This window comes from Pseudomonas sp. BN505 (assembly GCF_029873175.1).
GTDB classification, from domain to species: domain Bacteria; phylum Pseudomonadota; class Gammaproteobacteria; order Pseudomonadales; family Pseudomonadaceae; genus Aquipseudomonas; species Aquipseudomonas putida.
Genome location: NZ_SSOI01000021.1, coordinates 22413 through 47802 on the forward strand (window position 1 = coordinate 22413; position 25390 = coordinate 47802).

At 64.1% G+C, this 25390-nt stretch carries 18 protein-coding genes; 5 read left to right on the top strand and 13 right to left on the bottom strand.

The features are described 5' to 3' along the window. Window positions 1-209: 209 nt before the first annotated feature. Both E8E78_RS03710 and E8E78_RS03715 read left to right on the top strand, forming a co-directional pair. Entirely contained in the window at window positions 210-1529 is a 1320-nt protein-coding gene (locus E8E78_RS03710) for an NAD(P)/FAD-dependent oxidoreductase (protein WP_059395388.1), read from the top strand. Beyond that, complete coding sequence (locus E8E78_RS03715) at window positions 1529-1945, top strand: RidA family protein (protein ID WP_016499337.1); 417 nt, start codon at window positions 1529-1531, stop codon at window positions 1943-1945. The genes E8E78_RS03710 and E8E78_RS03715 overlap by 1 nt, the downstream gene beginning before the upstream one ends. On the opposite strand, the gene E8E78_RS03720 is transcribed toward E8E78_RS03715, so the two are convergent. Genes E8E78_RS03720 through E8E78_RS03735 form a run of 4 tightly spaced genes read right to left on the bottom strand, consistent with a single transcriptional unit; the run spans window position 1936 to window position 5717 of the window. Then, window positions 1936-2766 carry a TIM barrel protein gene (locus E8E78_RS03720; protein WP_059395389.1) on the bottom strand — a complete coding sequence of 277 codons (831 nt, stop codon included), beginning with the start codon at window positions 2764-2766 and terminating at the stop codon, window positions 1936-1938. The genes E8E78_RS03715 and E8E78_RS03720 overlap by 10 nt on opposite strands. Continuing rightward, entirely contained in the window at window positions 2763-3503 is a 741-nt protein-coding gene (locus tag E8E78_RS03725; protein WP_049275924.1) for an SDR family NAD(P)-dependent oxidoreductase, read from the bottom strand. The genes E8E78_RS03720 and E8E78_RS03725 overlap by 4 nt, the downstream gene beginning before the upstream one ends. Next, the gene (locus tag E8E78_RS03730) at window positions 3500-4849 is read right to left on the bottom strand and encodes an MFS transporter (protein ID WP_049275925.1); all 1350 of its coding nucleotides are present in this window, start codon (window positions 4847-4849) and stop codon (window positions 3500-3502) included. Before E8E78_RS03730 ends, E8E78_RS03725 begins: the two co-directional genes overlap by 4 nt. Window positions 4850-4889: 40 nt before the next feature. Continuing rightward, on the bottom strand, window positions 4890-5717 hold the full coding sequence (locus E8E78_RS03735) for an amidohydrolase family protein (RefSeq protein ID WP_049275926.1): 828 nt from the start codon (window positions 5715-5717) through the stop codon (window positions 4890-4892). 146 nt (window positions 5718-5863) lie between these two features. Between E8E78_RS03735 and E8E78_RS03740 the strand changes: the two genes are divergently transcribed. Further along, entirely contained in the window at window positions 5864-6793 is a 930-nt protein-coding gene (locus tag E8E78_RS03740) for a LysR family transcriptional regulator (protein WP_016499332.1), read from the top strand. 142 nt (window positions 6794-6935) lie between these two features. Here E8E78_RS03740 and E8E78_RS03745 read toward each other — a convergent pair whose 3' ends face one another. The 4 genes from E8E78_RS03745 to pgm all read right to left on the bottom strand — a co-directional run bounded on the left by E8E78_RS03745 (window position 6936) and on the right by pgm (window position 12592). After that, on the bottom strand, window positions 6936-9341 hold the full coding sequence (locus tag E8E78_RS03745) for a TonB-dependent receptor (RefSeq protein WP_049275928.1): 2406 nt from the start codon (window positions 9339-9341) through the stop codon (window positions 6936-6938). Between the two features lie 66 nt (window positions 9342-9407). Next, window positions 9408-10367: a FecR domain-containing protein gene (locus E8E78_RS03750; protein WP_049275929.1), complete on the bottom strand. Its 960-nt coding sequence runs from the start codon at window positions 10365-10367 to the stop codon at window positions 9408-9410. After that, a complete protein-coding gene (locus E8E78_RS03755) occupies window positions 10364-10876 on the bottom strand; it encodes a sigma-70 family RNA polymerase sigma factor (protein ID WP_049275930.1) in 513 nt (170 codons plus the stop codon). The genes E8E78_RS03750 and E8E78_RS03755 overlap by 4 nt, the downstream gene beginning before the upstream one ends. 78 nt (window positions 10877-10954) lie before the next feature. Further along, window positions 10955-12592, bottom strand: coding sequence for a phosphoglucomutase (alpha-D-glucose-1,6-bisphosphate-dependent) (gene pgm / locus E8E78_RS03760; RefSeq protein WP_049275931.1), 1638 nt, complete (start codon window positions 12590-12592; stop codon window positions 10955-10957). Between the two features lie 182 nt (window positions 12593-12774). On the opposite strand from pgm, the gene E8E78_RS03765 reads away from it, so the two are divergent. Together E8E78_RS03765 and E8E78_RS03770 are read left to right on the top strand one after the other, a co-directional pair. Then, window positions 12775-13422 carry a DUF1345 domain-containing protein gene (locus tag E8E78_RS03765; protein ID WP_016499327.1) on the top strand — a complete coding sequence of 216 codons (648 nt, stop codon included), beginning with the start codon at window positions 12775-12777 and terminating at the stop codon, window positions 13420-13422. Between the two features lie 275 nt (window positions 13423-13697). Next, on the top strand, window positions 13698-13958 hold the full coding sequence (locus tag E8E78_RS03770) for a DUF1652 domain-containing protein (RefSeq protein ID WP_016499326.1): 261 nt from the start codon (window positions 13698-13700) through the stop codon (window positions 13956-13958). On the opposite strand, the gene E8E78_RS03775 is transcribed toward E8E78_RS03770, so the two are convergent. From E8E78_RS03775 to E8E78_RS03795, 5 genes are all read right to left on the bottom strand, one after another. Beyond that, entirely contained in the window at window positions 13955-16042 is a 2088-nt protein-coding gene (locus tag E8E78_RS03775; RefSeq protein WP_049275932.1) for an EAL domain-containing protein, read from the bottom strand. The genes E8E78_RS03770 and E8E78_RS03775 overlap by 4 nt on opposite strands. A gap of 265 nt (window positions 16043-16307) precedes the next feature. Next, window positions 16308-17798, bottom strand: coding sequence for an efflux transporter outer membrane subunit (locus E8E78_RS03780; protein ID WP_016499324.1), 1491 nt, complete (start codon window positions 17796-17798; stop codon window positions 16308-16310). Beyond that, window positions 17795-20902: an efflux RND transporter permease subunit gene (locus E8E78_RS03785; protein ID WP_049275933.1), complete on the bottom strand. Its 3108-nt coding sequence runs from the start codon at window positions 20900-20902 to the stop codon at window positions 17795-17797. Before E8E78_RS03785 ends, E8E78_RS03780 begins: the two co-directional genes overlap by 4 nt. Beyond that, a complete protein-coding gene (locus E8E78_RS03790) occupies window positions 20899-23997 on the bottom strand; it encodes an MdtB/MuxB family multidrug efflux RND transporter permease subunit (protein WP_049275934.1) in 3099 nt (1032 codons plus the stop codon). Before E8E78_RS03790 ends, E8E78_RS03785 begins: the two co-directional genes overlap by 4 nt. After that, window positions 23994-25304 carry an MdtA/MuxA family multidrug efflux RND transporter periplasmic adaptor subunit gene (locus E8E78_RS03795; protein ID WP_049275936.1) on the bottom strand — a complete coding sequence of 437 codons (1311 nt, stop codon included), beginning with the start codon at window positions 25302-25304 and terminating at the stop codon, window positions 23994-23996. Before E8E78_RS03795 ends, E8E78_RS03790 begins: the two co-directional genes overlap by 4 nt. Window positions 25305-25390 lie beyond the last annotated feature (86 nt).

The following is a 25390-nucleotide window of genomic DNA, read 5'->3' on the forward strand; positions in this document are numbered from 1 at the left end:
CGGCGCTCGATTTCCGCCCCCCAAAAAAGCCACGACATACACGGGATCAACACACCTACAAGCCACAGAATTCAAGGCCTTCGCCGTTTTATCGGCAAGCACCAGCTAAATACTATTTTCGCCATTTGTGCAGCATCCCTAGTCTGGCTCCAGGCAACGGCGGTCCTCCAAACCGACCTTACAAAAACCGCCTGAACAAGGGCTCGGACATGACACTGAACAACCTCGAAATCGACACGCTCGTCGTCGGCGCCGGCCAGGCCGGCGTGGCCATGAGCGAACACCTGAACAAGCTTGGCGTGCCGCACCTGGTGCTGGAGCGCAACCGCATCGCCGAGGCCTGGCGCACCGGCCGCTGGGACTCGCTGGTGGCCAACGGCCCGGTCTGGCACGACCGCTTCCCAGGCCTGGAATTCAACCTCGACGCCGACGCCTTCGCGGGCAAGGACCAAGTGGCCGACTACTTCGAGCAGTACGTACGTAAGTACAACCTGCCAGTGCGCACCGGCATCGAAGTGAAGCGCGTGGTGCGCAACAGCGACCGCCCTGGCTTCACCATCGAAACCAATGAAGGGGTGATCCGCGCCAACCGTGTGGTCGCTGCCACCGGCCCGTTCCAGAAGCCGGTGATCCCGGCCATCGCACCGAAAGACAGCAACCTGCACCAGATCCACTCCGCCGCCTACTTCAACCCCGGGCAGTTGCCTGAGGGCGCAGTGCTGGTGGTGGGCGCAGGCTCCTCCGGCGTGCAGATTGCCGAAGAACTGATGCGCGCAGGCCGCCAGGTGTACCTGTCGGTCGGTGCCCACGACCGCCCGCCACGGGCCTACCGCAACCGCGATTTCTGCTGGTGGCTGGGTGTGCTGGGTGAGTGGGACGCAGAAATCGCCAAGCCCGGTCGCGAGCACGTCACCATCGCCGTCAGCGGCGCCCGTGGCGGCCACACCGTGGACTTCCGTGCCCTCGCCCATCAAGGCATGACCTTGGTCGGCCTTACCCAGTCGTTCGAGAACGGCGTGGCGCGTTTCCAGGACAACCTGGTCGAGAACATCAACCGCGGCGATGAAAACTACCTGGCCCTGCTGGATGCCGCCGATGCCTACATCGAAAGCAACGGCCTGGACCTGCCGGAAGAACCCGAAGCCCGCACTCGCCTGGCCGACCCGGCCTGCATGAGCAACCCGCTGCGCGAACTGGACCTGGCCAAGGCCGGCGTTACCAGCATCATCTGGGCCACCGGTTATGGCGTGGACTTCAGCTGGCTGCAGGTGGACACCTTCGATGCCAATGGCAAGCCCCAGCACCAGCGCGGCGTTGCCCGCGAACCTGGCGTGTACTTCCTTGGCCTGCCGTGGTTGTCGCGCCGTGGTTCGTCGTTCATCTGGGGCGTGTGGCACGACGCCAAGCACGTCGCCGGCCACATCGCCACGCAACGCACCTACCTGGCCTACCGCGACCGCGAACAGCGCGAGGCGGATGAGCACCAAACCAACACGATCAGCAACGTCAGCACCCTCGGAGCCCACTGATGCCTACCCATACTCGCATCCGCATGTTCAACACCAAGGAAACCTACCCCAACCAGACCCTGGACAACGACCTGTGCCAGGCCGTGCGGGCCGGTAACACTATTTATGTGCGCGGCCAGGTCGGTACCGACTTCGAAGGCAAGCTGGTGGGCCTGGGTAACCCCCAGGCGCAGACCGAACAGGCGATGAAGAACGTCAAGCAACTGCTTGAAGAAGCGGGCTCCGACCTTTCGCACATCGTCAAGACCACCACCTACATCACCGACCCACGCTTCCGCGAACCGGTGTACAAGGAAGTGGGCAAGTGGCTGAAGGGCGTGTTCCCGATCTCCACCGGGCTGGTGGTCGCCGGGTTGGCTCAGGCCGAGTGGCTGATGGAGATCGACGTGATCGCCGTGGTACCGGATCAGCAGTGACCGGCAACCTGCACAGCGGGTGACACAGGTCGCCTGCCGTGCAGCCAGGCGTGGGTTACCTGTGCCGCCGCTTGCAGCCGCTGCTCGGCGGGCAAGCCGGCGCACGGCACCTCCACACTGATCTCCACGTCCCCCGGCAACGCCGCCAGCAACGTTGCCAGCGGCAGCTGCCCTTCGCCCGGCAGCAAGCGGCCCTCGCGCGCTTCCGCGATGATCAGCGCCTCTGCAGGCGCCAGCATCGGTGCATCACACAGTTGCACCGCACGCAGCAAATGCGGGTCGACTGCGCCGATGTCGGCCACCTGGCCACCGGAGCGGAACAGGTGCAAGGCATCGACCAGCACGCCACTGTTGGCCTGCCCCGCTCCCGTCACCACCGCGCAAGCCTGTTGCAAAGTCGCCACCGGCCGCCAGCGCATGAACTCCAGGTCCACACGCAGGCCATGGCCACGCGCCATCTCACAAAGCGCTGCAAAGTTGCCGGTCAGCCGTGCAACATCCTCATCGTCGCCGGACACTGTCAGGCTCACCGCGCCCAACTCGGCACCTGCCGCCAGCAGCGGCTGGTAGTCAGCCACCCGGGTTTGCGCCGTCAGCGACACGAACTCGATGTCCGTCACCCGCACGCCTTCCCCAGCCAGCACAGCCCGCAGCTCTCGCATTGCCTGGCTACCGGCCGCAACCGGGTAGGCCAGTGCACCCGCCATCACCGGGTGCAGGCGCAGCCCCACCGCACTGAACCCGGCGTGGCGCGCCTCGCGTACCAGCCTCGCCGGCGCCAGTTGCAGCGCCGTCAGGTGTGCCACGCCCAGGCCAGTCAATAGGTCGCCCTCCCACCACTGAGGTCGAAGACAAAGCCGGTGGTAAAGCTGCACTCGGGCCCGGCAATCCAGCTGACCATATTGGCGATCTCCTCGGCCTTGAGGAAGCGCCCCATGGGGATCTTGGCCTTGCTCGCGGCAATGTGTTCCGCTGTCATCTCGGCCATCAGCGGCGTCTCGACCATGGCCGGTGCCACGCAGTTGAGCAACACACCGTCCTGCGCCAGCTCCTTGGCCGCCGCCTTGGTGAAGGCGATGACCCCGGCCTTGGCGGCCGAATAGGCCGAGATGTACTGCACGCCATCCTTGCCGGCCATGGAGGCGATATTGACGATGCGCCCGTAGCCACGTTCACGCATGTGCGGGATGGCGGTGCGGCAGCAATAGAACACACCGTTCAGGTCGATGGCGATGACTTTGTCCCAGGCCTCTGGCGGGTACTCCCACGACGCCACCACCGGGCCGTTGATGCCGGCATTGTTGACCAGGATCTGGACTTGGCCCAAGCGCGCCAGCGTCTCGGCAAAAGCCGCCTCGACCGAGGCCAGCGACGACACATCGACCGCTTGGCGCAGCACCGGCTCAAAGCCGTTTTCCACGCTGTCCCAGCCGTCGACAGCGAGGTCCCAGATCACCACTTGGGCGCCGGCCGTATGCAGGCGCTGGGCGATTGCCAGGCCGATGCCACGCATGCCACCGGTCACGATTGCGGTCTGGCCTTGCAGGTACTGGCTCATTGTTTAGCTCCATTTTCGACAGAAGGAATTTCTGGCAAGCGACGCAGGTCGCTGACCATGAACAGGTAGCACAGCGCCCCCAGCACGGTGATCGACGACACGAACGCCAAGGCCCAGACGAACGAGCCAGTCATCGAAACGATGATGCCGATGGTAAGGGGGGTAACGATGCCCGCCGCGTTGGCAAACAGGTTGAACAGGCCACCACTGAGGCCCAGCAAACCTTTGGGGGCAATGTCGGAGACGATCATCCAGGCGAGCGCCGACATGCCCTGGGCGAAATAGGCAATGCACAGGATGGTGATGACCAGCGCATCGGACTCCACATAGTTGGCCAGCACGATCACCGAAGCGGTGAGCAGCCCGGCGATTACCGGTAGCTTGCGCGCCACGTTCAGCGAGTAACCCCGGCGCAGCAAGGCGTCGGACAGCCAGCCGCCGACCAGCGTGCCCAGCGAAGCGGCAATGAACGGCAGCACCGCCACCCAGCCGACCTTGAGCCAGGGCATATGCCGCTCGGTGACCAGGTAAGTGGGGAACCAGGTCAGGAAGAACACGTTGGTGGAGTTGCAGGCGAACTGCCCCAGGCAGATGCCCAGCATGTTGCGGTGCTTGAGCAGCGCCGGGATCTGCGACCAACGGAACTGGGTGGCTTTCTGCCCGCCATCGACCACCCCGCCACCGGCGGCGATGTAGTCGAGTTCGGCCTGGTTGGCGGTGGTCGACTCGTGCGGCTCGTGGTACTTGCGCCACCACACCAGGCCATAGAGGATGCCCATCAGGCCCACGGCCAGCAGCAGAAAGCGCCAGCCATAGGCATGCAGCACCCAGAACAACAGCGGCGTCAGGAACGCCAGCCCGGTGTATTCGGCAAAGGTGTAGATACCGGTCGCCCTGGCCCGCTCACTCTGCGGGAACCAGGTAGCCACTACCCGGCTGTTGGTAGGGAAACACGGTGCTTCGGTCATGCCCACCAGAAAGCGCATGCCCAGCAACGACAGAAAGCCCTGCGCCAGCCCTTGCAGGCCGGTGAACAGCGACCACAACGTCAGTGCCAGCCAGTAGGTGAGCTTGGTGCCCAACCGGTCGATGAGGATGCCACCGGGGATCTGCGCGGCAGCGTAGGTCCACGAGAAGGCAGAAAAAATCACCCCCATCATCGCCGCGTTCAGGCCCAGGTCGGCACTGATGCTGGGCGCGGCAATGCCCATCACGCTGCGGTCGAGGTAGTTGATCATGGTGCCGCCCGAAATCAGCGCCAGGATCATGAAGCGGGTGCGGGTGCGTTGCTGCGCGCGTGCCGGGGTGTCAAACACCCCGAGGCTGGCGTTCTGTTCAGTGTTCATGACGGTTGCTCTCTTGTTATTGGAATGGCAAAACGGGGTTCTAGGCGAACCCGAACAGACGTCGTGGGGTGTCCCACATCACTGCCTGGCGCAGCCGGGCATCCGGCATCAGGCGCTCGGCCAGTTTCAGCAACGGGCCGTAGTCCACCCGCGAGCGCTGGCGAATGAACGGCCAATCCGAGCCCCACACGCAGGCATCCGCACCGAAGGCTTCGAGCAAGGCGTGCACGTAGGCACCGCTTTGCTCCAGCAACGCATCGGCCGCCGCGAACTTCTGCATGCCAGACAGCTTGACGCTGGCGCGGCCACTGTCAGCCAGTTGCAGTAGCGCCTGGAAGCCCGGCTGCTGCACGCCAGCCGCCACGTCCGGCCGGCCGCAATGGTCGATCAGCAAATGTGCACGCGAGCCCTGAAGCAGGCTCCGCAGTTCAAGCAGTTGGTCTTCGCACACCTGCACCTGGGCGAACAGGTCGAGCTCGGCAAGCTTGCCCAACAGGCCGTCAACGTCCTTGAGACTGGCTACCCCGTACAGCGCGGGATTGAAGGCGACACCGACCACCCCTTGCGCCTGCAGCGCAGCCAGCGCATCGAGCTGGATATCCACCTCGACCACCGCCACGCCCTTGAACCGCCCTTGCCCGGTGGCCAAGGCATGCAGCAGGCAGCGGTTGTCGGTGTGGTAGCCGCTGTTGGGGCCCACCAGCAAGGCATGTTGCACGCCATAGGTGTCCATCACCCGGGTGAACTGTTCCTGGGTGGCGACTTCCTGGCCAGAGGGGGAATAGGGTGCGTCGGGGTGGTAAGGGAAACGGGCGGGGTCAAACAAATGGTTATGGCAATCGATCTTCGGTTCGTCAAAGATGTTCACGCAGCACTCCCGGCAGCGCCACTGCGCTTGCCTTCAGATCTTGTTATTGTGCGCCGCAAGGGCAATTTGGCTGGGTTCAAGATACTGCGTGGCCGGGTTTGGCGCTCATACCCAGATTGCAAAGACCATAACCGAAGGTAATAGATATGCTGCTTGGCAATGAAGGCGCAGACGCAAGCCCCATGGTGTTCAAGCTGCGGCACATGGAAGTGTTCCGTGCGGTAATGCTGACCGGCTCGATCAGCGCGGCGGCCAAGCTGCTGTACGTGTCGCAGCCGGCCGTCAGCAAGCTGATCCAGTACATCGAGGGGCGTTTGAGCTACCGCCTGTTCGAGCGCATCAACAACCGCCTGGTGCCCACGGCCGAGGCGCAGGTGCTGTTCCGCGAAGTCGAGCGGGTGTACCAGGCAGCGCTGGAGGTCAACGAATGCGCCCTGTCACTGGGCGCAGGCGGCCACCGCAAGCTGCGCATCTCGTGCAGCGCTTCGCTGTCGACGGTGGTCATCCCGATTGCCCTGGCCCAACTCAAGCGTGAGGCGCCTTCGCTGAACATCGAGTGGCAAACCTCGCTGATGGGCGAAATGCCCAACCAGATCCTGTCGAAAAAGGTCGACCTGTCGATTGCCGCCCTGCCCGTGGTACACGATCACCTGCATTCGCAGCCCTTCATGCGCGGGCGCATGGTGGTGGTGATGCCAACCGAGCACGCGTTGGCCGGGCATACCTCGCTGACCTTGCAACAACTGGAAGGCCATCCGCTGCTGCTGTTCAGGCCCGACATGCCGTTTGGCAAGCTGCTTGCCGAGCACATCGAGCGCCACGGCGCGCAATTGCCGTCACTGTTGTCGTTCACCAATGCCAACGAGGCTGTGGCGCTGGTCAAGCAAGGCATGGGCATCAGCGTGATCGACGAATTCGTGGCGCAGGACAGCGGCCTGGCGGTGGTGCCGCTGGCGGACGAAATTCACTTCGACATCAGCTTTGTCTATTCGCGCTTCGAGCCGCCATCGCATGCGGCGATGCACCTGATGCGCGTGTTGCAGGGCCAGGCGCAAAAGCTTGGGCGGGCGATGTAGGCTGATGAGGCCATTGGGGCTGCTGCGCAGCCCATCGCCGGCAAGCCAGCTCCCACAAGGATGGCATTGTTCCCGGCTGGCGCGAACAGTGTGGGAGCTGGCTTGCAGGCGATGGGCCGCAAAGCGGCCCCGGCTGCTTGAGCTAGAAACCTACGGTTGCCGATAGGAGGTAGGTCCGCGGCGTGGAAAGGGTCAGCCCCGGCTCACTGTCATCCGAGGCACCGGCCGAGCTCCAGTAGCGATCATCCAGCACGTTCTCGACACTGGCCCGCAAGGTAACCTCGGTAGCGTCCACGTTGAAGGCGTAGCGCGCCCCCAGGTCGTAACGCTCCCAGCCGTCGATCTGCTTGCTGTTGTTCTGGTCCAGGTATTGCGAGCTGGAGTGAATGCCCCGCGCCGTCAGGGTCAGGCCACTCACCCCCGGCACGTCCCATTCGGCGCCGAGGTTGACGTTGTACTCGGGCGTGGCCGGCGCGCGGTTGCCATCAACGGTGCCACCCACGGTATCGGTCAGCTCGCTGTCGATATACATCACCCCACCCAGCACCCGCACCCCTTGTACGGGCTCACCGAACACGCTCAGCTCGATACCACGGTTGTCGCGTTTGCCATTGGGGCCGAACACCCGCGAAGTGGCGTTGGTCTCGTAGGCCGGCTGGCGGATGCGGAAGGCACTGGCGGTAAAGACGACCTGGCCCAGGTCGTACTTGGCCCCCACCTCAACCTGGCGGCTGGTGAACGGCGGGAAGATCTGGTCTTCGTTGACCGAGGTCGACGGTGCGATCTTGCCCTGGCTCAGGCCTTCCATGTAGTTGGCGTACAACGACAGCTGGTCGGTAACCTTGAGCAACACGCCGCCAGAGGGCGAGACTTTTTCTTCGTCGTAGCCGGTGTCGCCTTTGACGCCATCGCTCCAGTCATCCACTTGCACCCGCTGCCAACGTGCCCCCAGGGTCAGCAACAGGCGGTCATCGAAAAACCCGAGGGTGTCGGCCAAAGCCACGCCAGAGAAGCGGTTTTCCGTGTAGACCTCTGGATCAATGCGGGTGGGCGTACCAGGCATCGGTGTCGCTACCGGGTTGTAGAGGTTACTGGGCGCCGAAGCATAGCGCGCGCCGCCGTTGGTGAAGTCCATGTAGAAGTAGGTAGCGGCCAGGTTCAGCTCGTGGCTGACGGGCCCGGTGTGGAACCAGTTGCGCACACCCGCCATGGCGGTGCGCACCGTTTCATCGCGGGTAAAGTCGCGCGGCTGCACGGTGAAATCACCGGCATCGTTGGTGATGGACACGTTGTGCCGCAGGAAGTCATGGTTGCTTTTGCGCGCGCCGACCGCGCCATAGGCCAGCAGCGACTCGCTGACGTCGTACTCGGCATGCAGTGCGCCAAAGGTGTCGTTGGTGCGCGCCTTGCTCCAGGCCTGGGCATAGTTGTGGCGTACATCGTTGGCGTCCGGCACTTTGGCGTTGGCACCGACCAGCACACGCTCTTGCGGCGCATCGGTGTCACGCTCGGTGTGGCCGAGGTCTGCCGACAACCGCAGACGCTCGCCACGAAAATCCAGGCCCAGCACCGCCATTTCGCGCTCGACGCGCTGGTGGTCCCACTCCGTATCGCCCGCCTGCTTCACACCGTTGAAGCGCACGCCAAACTGCTGACCTTCGCCAAAGCGCCGGCCAACGTCCACCGCGCCGCCTGCCTGACCAGCCGACGCATAGCTGCCGGTGAACTCGGTGATCGGCTTGTCGCCGGCCCGCTTGGGCTGCACATTGATGCCGCCGCCCACGCTGCCACGCGGTGAAATGCCGTTGATCAACTGGCTGGGGCCTTTGATGATATCGACCCGGTCGGCCATTTCCATGTCGATCGAGTAGGTCGGCAAGATGCCGTACAGGCCGTTGTACGCCACGTCACTGTTGAACAGGCTGAAGCCGCGAATGGTGAACTGCTCGAAACGCCCACCCGCCGGGTTGGTCGCACGCACCGAGGGGTCGGTGGCGATGAGCTCGCCCAAGGTGCGTGCTTGCTGGTTCTTCACCAGCTCGGTGGTGTAGCTGGTGATGCTGAACGGGGTTTCCATGAAATCGCGTGCGCCAAGCAGGCCCTGTGCACCTTGGCGCGCAACCTGCCCACCGGCATATGGCTGTGCTTCAACGCCTGCCGCCAGGCCGCCGACAATACTGGTAGGGGCAATTTCCAGCGCGCCACCCGCCTGGGGTGCCGGTACCAGAGTGAACGCGCCCTCACCCACGGGCAGCAATTGCAGGCCGCTGCCACTCAGCAGCTGCAAGAACCCTTCTTCGACACTGTAGCGACCCGACAGGCCATTGCTCTGCCGGCCCTGGACCAATGCCGGGTCCAGCGAAAGGCTGACGCCGGCCTGGTCGGCAAACCGGGTGAGTGCGGCGCCCAGGCTGGCGGCTGGCACCTGATAGGCACGCCGCGCCGCTTCATCGGCCCAGGCGGGTGCACACAACAACAGGCTCATGGCAAACAACGGACGCGCTGCGCGCACCAGTGGGCGCAGGCGGCAAGACATTTCTGCAGGCATTGAACAAGGCTCCCCTTTAGTTTCTGCTACCGGTAATGACCGGCGAGTGAAAAAAAGGGGACAGCCTCATGCGCGATTTTCTCGCGCCGCCAGGCTCACCCAGTAACGCGTGCGCGTCTGCACCTGCAATGGCAGGCTGGCGGCCAGCAAGGCCAGCACCCGGTCGGTATCGTCCAGGCGGAAAGTGCCAGTCACCCGCAGGCGTTCCAGTTCCGGCGCCCAGCGCAGCACACCGTGGCGATACCTTCGCAGCTCATGCAACAGCTCGCCCAAGGGGCGGTCATCCAGCCGCAGCACGCCTTCGCGCCAACCCAACAACCATTCGTCCAGGGCTGTGACCGGCCCGACGTCTGCCACCTGCAAGCTGGCCTGCTGCCCGGCCTGCACCACCCGGGCCGGGCCACGCAGTGGCTGCAGGCTGGCCAGCCCCGTGACGACCGAAACCCGGCAGGCCTGATCGACCAGGCGCAAGCACACTTCGCCCGCATTGAAGCCGCCACCGCCAAGTGCAACCTGGCCGTAAGGCACCTGCACGGCCAGGCTCAGGTTATCGGGTACCCTGATCGCCACTTCACCGCGCAACAGCGTCAGCCGGCGTGCGCCCAGGTCGACGTCCACCGCACTGTCAGTGTTCAACTGCACAAAGGTGCCATCGCTCAGCAGCACCTGCCGGCGCTCCCCTACTGCGGTGCGCATGTCGGCCGTCCAGGCCTCCAGCGGCAATTCCCGGCTTGCCAGCCACGCGGCCGGTAGCAATGCTGATACACCCAGGGCTTGCTTGAGGAGCGCGCGGCGGCCGGGGTCCGGGCGGTCCAGAGTGGCCAGGGCCAAGGTACCGGGTAATCCGGAAAAACGCTCGCGCAGCACTGAAGCCTTTTGCCAGGCGTCTTCGTGCAGCCTGTTGCTGGCCCGCCATTGCGCCAGGCGCAACAAATCCGTCTCGCTGGCGTTGCCAGAATCCAGCACCGCCAGCCAGCGGGCGGCAGCACGCACAGCTTCGCGGGTTTCGGGTGAGTGGGTAGTCATTGCAACTCGGCCAGCAGGCAATGTTCGTAGGCCTGCGCCATGTAACGTTTGACGGAGCGTTCGCAAACGCCCAGGCGCTTGCCTATTTCGGCGTAACCCAGGCCTTCGAGCTGGCTCCAGAGAAAGGCCTTGCGCACCGGCGCCTTCAGGCCATCGAGCAGCTCATCCAGGGCTTGCAGGGTTTCCAGCAACACCCAGCGCTGCTCTGGCGAGGGCACGTGCTGCTCGGGCAGATGCGCCAGGGCATCAAGGTAGGCCTGCTCCAGGCTGCGCCGCTGGTAGAAGTTGCTCAACAGCCGCTTGCCCACGGTCAGCAAGTAGGCGCGTGGCTCACGAATGTCTGCCAATGGCTGGGCACTGGTCAGTACCCGCAGGAAGGTATCCTGGCTGAGGTCGGCGGCATCCCAGGCATTGCCCAGGCGACGGCGTAGCCAGGTTTCCAGCCAGCTGCGATGCTCCCGGTACAGGGCAGGCAGGCTAGGCTCCGGTGGCGGCGCGGCGTCGATCATGGGGATGGCCCTGCGGCGGCGTAAATAGGATTAATTCTAATTTACGTTGCGCCGCAGCACCAAGCGGTTTGTTACCGATCAGGCAATCGCCGCATCCACCAGCACCTGCGCTTCCTGCACCAGGCGCTGCAGGTGCGCCTCGTCGATGAAGCTTTCGGCGTAGATCTTGTAGATGTCCTCGGTGCCCGACGGCCGCGCGGCGAACCAGCCATTGGCGGTCATCACCTTCAGCCCGCCAATCGCCTGGCCATTGCCCGGTGCGTGGCTGAGGATCTGCACGATCGGCTCACCCGCCAGTTCGGTCGATTTCACCTGTTCCGGCGCCAGCTTGCTCAACAACGCCTTCTGCCGCGCATCGGCCTTGGCCTCGACGCGGGTGGCGAACGGCTTGCCCAGCGCGTCAGTCAGGTCGGCATAGGCCTGGCTCGGGTTGCGCCCGGTGCGGGCGGTCATCTCGGCGGCCAGCAAGGCCGGGATCAACCCATCCTTGTCGGTCGCCCAGACCGAACCATCACGGCGCAGGAACGACGCACCGGCGCTCTCTTCGCCGCCAAAGCCAAGCGAGCCGTCGAACAACCCTTGGGCAAAGTACTTGAAGCCCACCGGCACTTCGTACAGCTCACGGCCCAGGCGCTGGGTGACGCGGTCGATCAGGCCGCTGGACACCACGGTCTTGCCCACCGCGGCGTCAGTGCGCCATTGCGGGCGGTGGCGGAACAGGTAGTCGATCGCGACGGCCAGGTAGTTGTTCGGCGCCAGCAGGCCGTCGGAGGTGACGATGCCGTGGCGGTCGTGGTCCGGGTCGCAGGCAAAAGCCACGTCGAAGCGCTCGCGCAGGCCGATCAGGCCTTGCATGGCATGCGGCGAGGAAGGGTCCATGCGGATCTGGCCGTCCCAGTCGACAGTCATGAAGCGGAAGGTCGGGTCCACCTCGGTGTTCACCACTTCCAGGTCCAGCTTGTAGTGCTCGGCAATGGCCGACCAGTAGCGCACCCCTGCCCCGCCCAACGGGTCGACGCCCAGGCGCAGCTTGGCGCTGCGGATGACGTCGAAGTCGATGACGTTTTCCAGGTCCGCCACGTAGCTGCTCACGTAGTCGTGGCGCTGGGTGGTCGGCGCCTTCAGCGCCTGGGCATGGTCCATGCGCTTGACGCCTGCCAGGTTCGCTGCCAGCAACTCGTTGGCCTTGGCCTCGACCCATTTGGTCACATCGCTGTCGGCAGGGCCGCCATTAGGCGGGTTGTACTTGAAGCCACCGCTTTGCGGCGGGTTGTGCGATGGGGTGATGACGATGCCGTCGGCCAGGCCCTGCTGGCGGCCACGGTTATGGCAGAGGATGGCGTGGGACACGGCCGGCGTGGGCGTGTATTCGTCGTCCTTGGACAGCATCACCTGCACGCCATTGGCAGCCAGCACTTCCAGGGCGCTGGCAGTGGCCGGTGCCGACAGCGCGTGGGTGTCGGCGCCGATGAACAGCGGGCCATCGATGCCCTTTTCCTGGCGGTACAGGCAGATGGCCTGGGTAATGGCCAGCACGTGATATTCGTTGAAACTCAATTCAAGCGAAGTGCCCCGGTGCCCCGAAGTGCCGAAGGCCACCCGCTGGGCCGCCACGGCAGCGTCGGGGCGGCCGGTGTAGTAGGCGGTGAGCAGTCGGGGAATATCGACCAGCACGCTGGCCGGAGCCGGCTTGCCTGCCAAAGGACTGAGCGTCATGCAAAAACCTCGAGTTCAACGGATGTTGGTGTTTGAGCATGCAGTGTACTGAGAGTTGCAATGCCATGCGATGGGCGACATTAAAGAAAACCGCAGGCAACACGCCCACAAAGACCGTGTAAACCAGTACTCCGGCCGCAACCGTCTAGAGTAGTAGCCACACCCCTAGTAAATGAGGCCCCATGGCTTTCCACCGCCTGACCCGAACCCACCCCCGCCTGAGTTTCGCCGCCGCAGTCGGCCTTGTCGGCGCCTGGCTGATCCCCGCCGGTGACACCGTGCAGCACATCCTCGCCGGCTGGAACCTTGGCGTATGGCTGTACCTGCTGCTGGTGCTGTACCTCACCTGGGACGCCAGCCCGGAAAAGGTCCGCAAGGTTGCCCGCGTCGAAGACGAAAACGCAGGCATGGTCTTGTTCACCGTGTGCATCGCGGCCATCGCCAGCCTCGCTGCGGTCACCCTGCAACTGGTGTCCAGCAAAGGCCTGCAGGGCACGGCACTGGCCCTGCACTACCTCTACACCGGCCTGACCGTGGCCGGCTCCTGGCTGTTGATCGGCTGCATCTTCAGCCTGCATTACGCCCGCCTGTTCTATACCGGGCACAACCATGAACCACCGTTGCGTTTCGCCGACGGCGAGCGCAACCCGGACTATTGGGACTTTCACTACTTCTCGTTCACCATCAGCGTGGCCGTGCAAACCTCCGACGTAGGCGTTGCCGGCAGGCAACTGCGGCGGGTGGTGCTGGCACATTCGCTAGTGGGTTTCGTGTTCAATACGGCGATTTTGGGATTCACCATCAACATTGCTGCGGGGCTGCTTGGGTGACTGCGCCGCTCGTCCGAAAAACACTTCACCAACAAGCCGTGAGATCTACTTGATTGGACAGGCTAACCGGCGCGATCGTGCCAGGAAAACGTTTGCCTGGAAGCCGCCGTCACATCGGCATGGTGACCCGGATGTGACCGCTGTCATGGATTGGCACATTTGTCATGTTGGCAGCCGAGAATCGCTCGTGACAGCTGCTATCTTTACATTCCCGGCAGCCACCACGTGTGTGGCGGGGTGTTGACCATGTCCAGGCACGGACCAAGGAGGCAGGCATGAACAAGATGACGTTCCCCAACGCCTGCCAGGTGATGCGCTGGCATTTCCACCCATTGGGTTTCGAAGCCACCATGGATGCGCCGCGCAGCATGATCGCGCGGCTGTTCGACCGCGCCACCGGCGAAACCCTGATGGCCATCGCCGGCATCCCGTGTGCGGCAATCATGGCCGCAGCCGATGTAGAGCGCATCATCGAAGCTGTCGAAGCGGAAATGGACGCTTTCATCCCCGCCTTCACCTTGCGCAACGCTGTCTAGACCAAGGCGCTCTTCTCCTGGTGCAAGGCCTGCAACTTGCCCATGAATTGCTCGGCTGGTACCGGCTGCCCCAGCAGGTAACCTTGCAGCGAATCACAACCCAGACGGGTCAGGAAGTCTTGCTGCTTGTCGGTCTCCACCCCTTCGGCAACGATGCGCAGGCCCAGCGCCTGGCCCAATGCGACGATTGCCGAGACAATCGCTGCATCGTCACTGTCCTGCTCCAGGTCTCGCACGAAGCCACGGTCGATTTTCAGCTCATTGGCCGGCAGGCGCTTGAGGTACATCAGGCTGGAGTAGCCGGTGCCAAAATCATCGATGGACAGGTCCACGCCCATGCCGGACAGGCGTTGCAGCACGGTCAGGCTGGCATCGGCGTCGTGCATGGCAGTGGTTTCGGTAATTTCCAGGGTCAGGCAGTTGGCCGGCAGCCCGTTCTCCCTCAAGGCCCGGGCCACGCTCTCGACCAGCCCGGCATGGCAGAACTGGATGGCCGACAGGTTCACCGCCATGCGCCAGCCTTGGTGCCCCTGATCCAGCCAATCCCGCATCTGCCGGCAGGCTTCGTCAAGCACCCACTCACCGATCGGGATGATCAGGCCGGTCTTTTCCGCCAGACCGATGAAGCGGTCGGGCAGCAACAGGCCGTGCTGCGGGTGCTCCCAACGCAACAACGCCTCGGCACCGATCGGCAGGCAGGCCTGGGCGTCGAACTTGGGCTGGTAATGCAAGCGGAACTGGCGTTGCTCCAGGGCCTGGCGCAGGTCCTGCAGCAGTTGCAGTTGCTGGCGTGCGTTGCTGTTCATCGACACATCAAAGAAACTGTAGCCGTTCTTGCCAGCGCTTTTGGCGTGGTACATGGCGGCATCGGCATTGCGCAGCAGCTCGTGCTGGTCCTGGCCGTTGCCGGGATACAGGACAATGCCCAGGCTCGCCGACAGCTGCAAGTCATGCTCGGCCACGCGGAATGGCCGTGACACCAGGTTCACCTGCTTGACCGCCACGTCCATGGCATCGTCAGGCTCCTGCAGCTCTACCAGCAGCACGAATTCGTCGCCGCCGATACGCGCGAGGGTGTCCTGGCTATGCAGGTGGCCGCGCAGGCGGGACGCCACTGCCTTGAGCAGCAGGTCACCGATATGATGGCCAAAGGCATCGTTGACCGGCTTGAAACCGTCCAGGTCGATGAACATCAGGGCAAAACAGCCACCCTGCTCCGCCACCTTGGCGATGGCCTGCTCGATACGGTCGGCCAGCAGGGTACGGTTGGGCAGATCGGTAAGGGTGTCGTGCAGGGCCAGCTGGGTCAGTTCCTGGTTGGCCAGTGTCAGCGAACGGGCCAGCTCGGCGGTGCGCGCCTCCAGGCGGGCATCCAGCACCGAGGTCAGCAAGGCCACCGCCAGCACCGCCAGGGTGGTGATCAGCACCAGATAGACAAGGCCGTCGCCCTGCAGCCCGCCGCCCAGAGCACCGCAGAAGCTGCCCTCGGGGAAATTCGCCGCCGCCATGCCGGTGTAGTGCATGCCAACGATGGCGATGCCCATCACCACCGCCGCCAGGCCACGGATCTGCCGCACATAGGGGGTGTGCCGGCGCAGACGGAAGGCGATCCACAACGCCGCTGCCGAGGCGCCCACGGCGATCAGCAGCGAGGCCCCGAATAGCGCCGGGTCGTAGTCGATGCCCGGCAACATGCGCAGCGCAGCCATGCCGGTGTAGTGCATGCAGGCAATGCCGGCGCCCATGATCAGCGCGCCAAAACCCAGTTGCAGGCACGGCAAGCTCGGCTGGCTCACCAGCCACAGGGCAAAACCCGAGGACAGGACGGCGATCAGCAGCGAGAACGCGGTAAGGGCCAGGTCATAGCCCAGGTCGATGGGCAGGCTGAACGCGAGCATGCCGATGAAGTGCATCGACCACACGCCTATGCCCATGGCCAGCGCGCCGCCTCCCATCCACAAGTACGACGCCCGCCCCTTGGCCGTGGCAATACGGCCGGTCAGGTCAAGGGCGGTATAGGACGCCAGAATCGCCACGCACAGCGAAATCAACACCAGCGAAGAGGAGTAGCTACCGGTCAGCATTGGGAATTCCAGCGACGGGACAGGGGGCCCGGCAAAAGCTGACGATTGTACTCAAGCTTAGGCGAAACGCACGGGGTTTTTGCGAATGGGAATGGATCCAATGCGAGCCCTAAGCAGATCTGCGGCGTACTTTGTGGGAGCGGCCTTGTGTCGCGAAAGGGTTGCGAAGCAGCCCCGGCAATATTGATGTTTGTGCTGATAATCTGGGGCCGCTTCGCGGCCCTTTCGCGACACAAGGCCGCTCCCACAAAAGCGTGCGTTCACTTCAGTCCTGCTCGGCAAACGCCTGCTCCGCATCCCAGCCGCCGCCCAGCGCGGCCACCAGTTGCACACTGGCCACCAGGCGCCCTTGCAGCAGGTTCAACACGCTGCGCTCGTTGCTCAGCGCCGTGGTCTGTACGTTGACGACATCCAGGTAGCCAATCAGCCCCGCGCGGTACTGGTTCTCGGTCAGGCGCAGCGACTCGCGGGCAGCGTCCAGCGCCTCCTGGCGAACCACGGCCTCATCGCCATACACCTTCAACTGCACCAACAGGTTTTCCACTTCCTTGAAGCCATCCAGCACGGTCTGGCGATACTGCGCCACGGTCTGGTCATACACCGCCACCGTACGGTCCACCTCGGCGCTGCGCTTGCCGGCGTCGAACAGGGTCAGCGCCAGCTGCGGGCCTACCGACCAGTAGCGGTTGGGCAGTTCGATCCAGTTGCTGAAGCTGCTGCTGGAATAACCACCACTCATGCTCAGGCTGAGGTCGGGGAAGTACGCGGCCCGCGACACACCGATATTGGCGTTGGCCGCCATCACGTTGCGTTCTGCAGCAGCGATGTCCGGCCGACGCTCCAGCAGCTGCGACGGCAGCGAAACCGGAATTTGCGGCAATGCCGGGATGGCCTTGCTGTCAGCCAGGGCAAAATCGGCCGGGGTCTTGCCCAGCAGCACGGCGATGGCGTTCTCGAACTGCGCACGCTGCCAGATCAGGTCGATCAAATCAGCCTGGGTGCTCTTCAGCTGGGTACGCGCCTGGGCGACGGCATCCGGGCCAGAGACACCAGCGCGGTACTGGTTCTCGGTCATCCGCAACGAGCGCTCATAGGCCGCCACGGTGGCTTCCAGCAAACGCTTCTGCTCATCGATGACCCGCAATTGCAGGTAGTTCTGCACAAGCTCCGATTGCTGGCTCAAGCGGATCGAAGCGAGGTCGGCGAGGCTGGCTTCGGCACTGGCCTCGTTGGCATTCATGGTTTCGCGCAACTTGCCCCACAGGTCGATTTCCCAGCTTACACCGAGCTGGGCGTTGTAGGTATTGCGGATGCCGCTGCTGTTGTTGGACAAGCTGGAACTGGAGCTGCCGGTACCCTGCGCCGAGCGGTTCTTGCTGGCACTCAGGTCCAGGCTGGGGAACAGCGCCGCACGGCTGCTGCGCACCAGCGCCTGGGCCTGGCGGTACTGCGCTTCTGATTGCGCCACGGTCTGGTTGCTGCGGTTAAGCTCCTCGACCAACGCATTCAGCCCGGTATCGCCGTAGATTTCCCACCAGGCGCCGCGGGCGATGGCATCGGATGGCGTGGCCTGGCTCCAGCCTTCGGCGTGTTTGAACTGCGCCGCCGGGCTGTTCAGCTCGGGGCGGTGGTAGTCCGGGCTCAGGGTACAGGCACTGAGCAAGGCCACGCACAACCCGGCGCCGAGCAGGCGCGAGCCACGCCCACGGGTCAGCGCTTGCAGCGCACGGTGAAGTGGGGTCTGGGCAAAAGTCATAGCGGGGTTTCCAGGGCGGCGTCGGTGCGCACGCCGCGCCAACGGTTGAAACGGTGGCGCAGGCGGTCCAGGTACAGGTAGACAACCGGCGTCGTGTAAAGGGTGAGGACCTGGCTGAACACCAGGCCACCGATGATGGTCAGGCCCAGCGGCTGGCGCATTTCCGCGCCTTCGGCATGGCTCAGCAGCAGCGGCAAGGCGCCAAGGATGGCGGCCAGGGTGGTCATCAGGATCGGTCGCAGGCGCAGCAGGCAGGCACGGCGGATCGACTCTTCCGGCGACATGCCCTGATGGCGCTCCAGCTGCAAGGCCAGGTCGATCATCAAAATGGCGTTCTTCTTCACCACACCGATCAGCAGGAACAACCCCAACAGCGAGATCAAGCTGAATTCGCCACCGGTGACGTACAACGTCAGCAAGGCACCAACGCCTGCCGAAGGCAGTGTCGAGAGAATGGTCAGCGGGTGGATGTAGCTTTCATAAAGAATGCCCAGCACCAGATACACCAGCAGCAGTGCGCCAAGGATCATGAACGGCTGGCCCTGCTGGGTCTTGGCGAAGGCATCGGCCGTACCACCCAGCTTGGCAATTACCTCTTCGGGCAAGCCCAGTTTGGCCACCGCGCGTTCCAGCGCCGCCATGGCCTGGTCGGGGCTGTAGCCTTCGGCGACGTCGAAGGCGATGTCTTCCGAGGCGAACTGGCCTTCGTGGCTGACCCGGTCGTTGGCCAGGCTGTTCTCGTAGCGGGCGATGGTCGACAGCGGCACGCGAGCGCCGTCGGCGGTAATCACTTGCACCTGCTCCAGCGTGCTCGGGTCCCAGGCGTATTTGGGGTTGATCTCCAGCACCACCTGGTACTGGTTGAGGCTGTCGTAGATGGTGGAGATCTGACGCTGGCTGTAGGCGTTGTTAAGGACCGTGGTCACCATGTCCATGTCGATGCCCAGGCGCTTGGCCTGGTCACGGTCGACCACCAGCGTCACCTGCTGGGTACCGGAGCCGTCACGGGCGTCGATGGCGGTCAGCTCCGGCAGTGCACGCAGCGCCGCAACTACCTTGGGGAACCACTGGCGCAATGCCGCCAGGTCGCCGCTCTGCAGGGTATACAGGTACTGCGACGAGCTCTGGTCACGCCCGCCGCCACCCAGTTGCAGGTCCTGGTCGGCCATCAGGAACAGCCGACCTCCGGGCACTTTGGGCATTTCCTTGCGCAGGCGCTCGATCACCTTCTGCGCATCGATCTTGCGCTCGCTGATCGGCTTCAGGCGCACCAGCACCATGGCATTGTTGGTGCCGCTGTTGCCACCGATGAAACCGGCAACGCTCTGCACTGCCGGGTCGGCCAGCAAGGCGCGCCGGTAGATCTCCATTTTCGGCTGCATCACGCTGAACGACAGGCCGTCATCACCGCGGATAAAGCCCATCAGCTGGCCAGTGTCCTGCTGCGGCATCAGCGTCTTGGGCACCACCACATACAAGGCGATGTTGATAGCAATGGTCGCCAGCAGGCTGAGCAGGGTCAGGCCCTTGTGGCGCAAGACCCAGCCCAGGCTGCGGTCATAGGCGTTGACCATGCGCTGGTGCACCTTGTCGCTCCAGCGCTGCACGCGGGTTGGCTCGGCCTGGTGTGGGTTGAGCCAGCGCGCGCACAGCATCGGCGTGAGGGTCAGCGATACCACCAGCGACACGATGATCGCCGCGGCCAGTGTGATCGAGAACTCCTGGAACAGGTTGCGCACGATGCCGCCCATGAACAGGATGGAGACAAACACCGCCACCAGCGATACGTTCATCGACAGCAAGGTGAAGCCCACTTCCTTGGCCCCCAGGAAGGCCGCCTTCATCGGCGGCTGGCCGTCCTCGATGTGCCGCGAGATGTTCTCCAGCACCACGATGGCGTCGTCCACCACCAGGCCAGTGGCAAGGATCAAGGCCATCAGCGACAGGTTGTTGAGCGAGAAGCCGCACAGGTACATGACCGCGAAAGTCCCCACCAGCGACACTGGCACTGCCAGGCTGGGGATGAGTGAGGCGCGCAGGCTGCCGAGGAACAGGTACACCACCAGGATCACCAGCACCACAGCGATCAGCAGGGTGTGTTCGGCCTCCTTCAGGGTGGCCTTGATCACCGGCGAGCGGTCCATGGCCACGTTCAGTTGCACATTGGCTGGCAGCAACGACTGCAGGGCTGGCAACTGCGCCTTGATCTGGTCGACCGTTTCGATGATGTTGGCACCGGTCTGGCGGTTGACCACCAGCAGCACCGCGCTCTGGTCATTGAAGAAACCGCTGTTGTAGCGGTTTTCCACGCCATCGGTAATGGTGGCCACGTCGGACAGGCGCAGGATGGTGCCGTTCTGCTGCCGGATCACCACCGGCTCGTAATCCTTGGCGCTTTCCAGCTGGTCGTTGGCCCTCACCTGCCAGTTACGCTCGGCATCCTCGACAAAGCCCATGGGCCGGCGCTGGTTGGCGTTGGACACGGCAGTACGCACATCGTCCAGCGACACGCCGTACTGGTTGAGCAATTGCGGCTCGACGGCAATGCGCACCGCCGGCAGCGAACTGCCGCCGATCTGCACCTCCCCTACCCCCGATACCTGGGCCAGGCTCTGCGACAGGATAGTGTCGGCCAGGTCGTACAGCTGGCCTTTCTGCAGCACGTCCGACGTCAGCGACAGCACCATGATCGGTGCTTGCGACGGGTTGATCTTCTTGTAGGTGGGCATGCTGCGCATGCCGCTGGGCAGCAGGTTACGGGTGGCGTTGATCGCTGCCTGCACCTCGCGCGCCGCGCCGTCGATGTCGCGGCCCATCTCGAAGCCGATGATGACCCGCGTGGAGCCCTGGTTGGAGCTGCTGGTCAATGTGGTCACGCCGGCGATGCTGCCCAGCTTGCGCTCCAGTGGCGTGGCCACGGTGGAGGCCATGACCTCCGGGCTGGCGCCGGACAAGTTGGCCGACACCACGATTACGGGGAAGTCCATCTGCGGCAGCGGTGACACAGGCAAGAGACCGAAGCTGACCCCGCCCAGCAGCATGATCGCCAGGCTCAGCAGCATGGTCGCTACAGGGCGACGGATGAACGGACCAGACAGGTTCATGCCTCGGCCTGCTTCACGTCGGTGGCCGGGCGCCAGCGGCGGGCCAAGCGGTCGAAGTACAGGTAGATGACCGGCGTGGTGAACAGCGTCAGCACCTGGCTGACCAGCAACCCGCCGACCATCACCAGGCCCAGCGGCTGGCGCAGCTCGGCCCCGGAACCGGTGGCGAGCATCAGCGGCACGGCACCAAACAGCGCGGCCAGGGTGGTCATCAGGATCGGTCGGAAGCGCAGCAGCGCCGCCTGGTAAATCGCATCGCGCGGGCTCATGCCCTGATGGCGCTCGGCCTCAAGGGCAAAGTCGATCATCATGATCGCGTTCTTCTTGACGATGCCGATCAGCAGGATGATGCCGATGATGGCGATCATGCCCAGGTCGTTGCCGCTGATGAGCAAGGCCAGCAAGGCCCCCACCGCCGCCGACGGCAGGGTCGAGAGGATGGTCACCGGGTGGATGTAGCTTTCGTACAGCACGCCCAGCACGATGTACATGGTCACCACCGCCGCCAGAATCAGCAGCAAGGTGCTCGACAGTGACGCCTGGAAAGCCTCCGCCGCGCCCTGGAAGCGGGTTTGTACCCCCAGCGGCATGCCGATGTCTTTCTGCACCTGCTCGATCACCTGCACCGCCTCGCCCAGCGATGCACCGTGGCCCAGGTTGAACGACAGGGTCACCGCCGGGAACTGGCCGATGTGGGAAATGGCCAGTTGGGCCTGGCGCTGCTCGATGCGCGCCAGTGCCGACAGCCTTACCTGGCCGCCATCGGCGGCCTTGACGTGGATCGACTCCAGCGCCTGTGGGCCGATGACTGCCGCGTCTTTCGACTGCAACACCACGCGGTACTGGCTGGCCTGGGTGTAGATGGTCGAGATCTGCCGCTGGCCGAAGGCGTCGTACAGGGCGTTGGTGATCTGCGCCACGTTGATGCCCAGGCGACTGGCCATGTCACGGTCGATCACCAGGTACACCTGCAGGCCCTTGTCCTGCAGGTCACTGGCCACGTCGGCCAGTTCCGGGCGCTGCTGCAGCGCCTGCACCAGCTTGCCGCTCCACTGCGACAGCAGGTCGGCGTCCGGCGATGACAGGCTGAACTGGTACTGGGTACGGCTGACCCGGTCTTCGATGCTCAGGTCCTGCACCGGTTGCATGAACAGGCGGATGCCCACCAGCCGGTCAAGTTGCGGCTGCAAGCGGCTGATCACTTCAGTGGCGGTGACATCGCGTTCGCCGTGTGGCTTGAGGTTGATCAGCAGGCGGCCGCTGTTGAGCGTGGCGTTGTCGCCATCGACGCCAATGTAGGATGACAGGCTCTGCACGGCAGGGTCCTGCAGGATCACCTTGCTCAGGGCCTGCTGGCGCTCGCTCATGGCGGCGAACGAAGTGGACTGCGGTGCTTCGGAAATGCCCTGGATCACCCCGGTGTCCTGCACCGGGAAGAAGCCCTTGGGTACCACCATGTACAGGAACACGGTCAGCACCAGGCTGGCCACGGCTACCAGCAGGGTCAGCGGCTGGTGCTTGAGCACCCACTGCAGGGCGTTGCCGTAGTGTTTGATCAGCCAGTCGATCCAGGCGCCGCTGGCGCGGTAGAAGCGGCCTTGTTCTTCTTCCTTGGGCTCGCGCTTGAGCAGGCGCGCGCACATCATCGGCGTCAGGGTCAGCGACACCACCAGGGAAATCAGGATGGCCACCGCCAGGGTGATGGCGAACTCGCGGAACAGGCGGCCGACCACGTCAGCCATGAACAGCAGCGGGATCAGTACTGCAATCAGCGAGAAGGTTAGCGAAATGAGGGTGAAGCCGATCTGCCGGGCACCCTTGAGCGCCGCCTGCATGGGCGTCTCGCCCTCTTCGATGTGCCGGGAGATGTTCTCCAGCATGACGATGGCGTCGTCGACCACAAACCCGGTGGCAATGGTCAGGGCCATCAGCGTCAGGTTGTTCACCGAGAACCCCGCCAGGTACATCACGCCGAACGTGCCGATCAGCGACAGTGGCACGGCAATCGACGGAATGAGGGTGGCGCTGAAACGGCGCAGGAATACGAAGGTGACCATTACCACCAGGACGATGGCGATCAGCAGTTCATGCTGTACGTCCTTGACTGCGGCGCGAATGGTCTGGGTGCGGTCGGTCAGCACCGACACATCGAGGCCCGCCGGCAGGTTGTCGGTGATCGACGGCAACAGTTCCTTGATGCGGTCGACCACTTCGATGACGTTGGCGCCTGGCTGGCGCTGGATGTTCAGCAGCACCGCGTGGTTTTCGTTGGCCCAGGCGGCCAGGCGCTCGTTTTCTGCACCATCGACGATTTCGGCCACGTCTTTCAGACGCAACGGCGCACCGTTGGTGTAGGCCAGGATCAGGTTGGCGTATTCCTCGGGGGAACGCAGCTGGTCATTGGCATCGAGCATCGACACCCGGGTGGGGCCATCGAAATTGCCCTTGGGCTGGTTCACGTTCGAGGCACCGATCAGCGTACGCACGTCATCCAGGTTCAGGCCATTGGCCGCCAGGGCGTCGACGTTGACCTTGATGCGTACCGCCTGGCGCTGGCCGCCGGCAATGCTGACCATGCCCACGCCGCTGATCTGCGCGAGCTTTTGCGCCACACGCGTATCGACCAGGTCGTTGAGCTTGGGCAGCGGCATGGTCTTGCTGGAAATGGCCAGGGTCAGCACCGGGGTGTCGGCCGGGTTGACCTTGTTGTACACCGGCGGTGCCGGCAGGTCGCTGGGCAGCAAGTTACTGGCGGCGTTGATCGCGGCCTGCACCTGTTGCTCGGCAACGTCCATGTTCATGTCGAGGCTGAAACGCAGGGTCAGCACCGACGCTCCGCCGGAGCTGGTCGAGGCCATCTGGCTCAGGCCCGGCATCTGGCCGAACTGGCGCTCGAGCGGAGCGGTGACCGCGCTGGTCATCACCTGCGGGCTGGCACCGGGGTACAGCGTCATGACGCGGATGGTCGGGTAATCCACCTGCGGTAAAGCGGAAACCGGCAGCAGCTTGTAGGCGATCAGGCCGGCCAGGACGATGGCCAGCATGCTCAGCGTGGTGGCGACCGGCCGCAGGATGAACAGACGCGAGAGGTTCATGCGCCCGCCTTGCCTGCTGCGTTGCCAGGCTGCGCTTCACCTGTGTGCGCCGAACCTTTGGCTTCCTGGCCTTGCAGGTGCTGGCCTGGGGTGGTCGGTACTTGCGAGCTGTCTTCGACCACTTCCACCTTGGTGCCTTCGCGCAGGCGGTCGGTGCCTTCCAGCACCAGGCGGTCACCCGCCTTCAGGCCTTCGAGGATGACGCTGTTCTCGCCATCGCTGGCGCCGACCTTGAGCTTGCGCACGTTCACCGTATTTTCAGCGTTTACCACATAGGCAAAGGTACCGTCGTTACCAAACTGGATGGCCGCTGCCGGGGCCATGATCACCTGCTTGAGGGTATCGGCCAGCAGGCGCACGTTGACGAACTGGTTGGGGAACAGGGCGAGGTCCTTGTTCTCGAAGCGGCCCTTGAACTTGAGCGTACCAGTCGTAATGTCGATCTGGTTGTCGATGCTACCCAGCACGCCTGTGGACTGCAGCTTGCTGTCACTGCGGTCCCAGGCCTCGACCGGCAGGCTGGCGCCGCTGCGGTAGCGTTCCAGCACGGTGCTCAGCTCGGTTTCCGGCAGGGTGAAGGCGACGTTGATCGGCTCGGTCTGGGTAATCACCACCAGTGCCGTGGTGTCGTTGGCCGCAACGAGGTTGCCCAGGTCCAGCTGACGCAGGCCCACGCGGCCGTTGATCGGCGCACGGATCTGGGTGAAGTCGAGGTTCAGCCGGGCGTCGTTGACCTGTGCCTGGTTGGTCTTGACCAGCCCCTGGAACTGCGCCACCTGCGCTTCGGCGGTGTCGAGGGTTTGCTTGGCGATACTGTCTTCGGCGTACAGGCCTTTATAGCGGGCTACATCCACCTGGGCGTTCTTCAGCTGCGCCTGGTTTTGCGCCAGCGTACCTTCGGCCTGCTGCAGGGCGATGCGGTACGAGCGCGGGTCGATTTCGGCGAGCAGGTCGCCGGCCTTGACCTGCTGGCCTTCCTTGAAGTGGATCTTCACCAGTTCGCCAGCCACACGGCTGCGCACATTGACCGTGTTGGTGGCGGTGACTGTACCCAGGGCTTTGTAATACAGGGGGAAGTCGCCCACGCGTACCGGTTCGACGCGCACCGGCACCGCTTCGCTGGAGGCGCCGAAGCCCGGGCGGCCGCCCATCATGCCCATACCCTTGCCACCGCGCCCGCCGCCGCCGGCTTCTTTATGCGCAGGCGTTGCTGCAGGCCACAGCCACCAGGCCAGGGCAGCCACCAGCAGCAGGATCAGCAGGCCGACGAGCCAGCGACGGGGGGAACGGGAATTGGACACTTGCATGGGTTGAACGAACCTTGTTCGGAATGGCGGCTTGGGGAGGGTGAACGATAAGCAATGGCATCGTTTTAGCAAAGGGCCTTTACCAG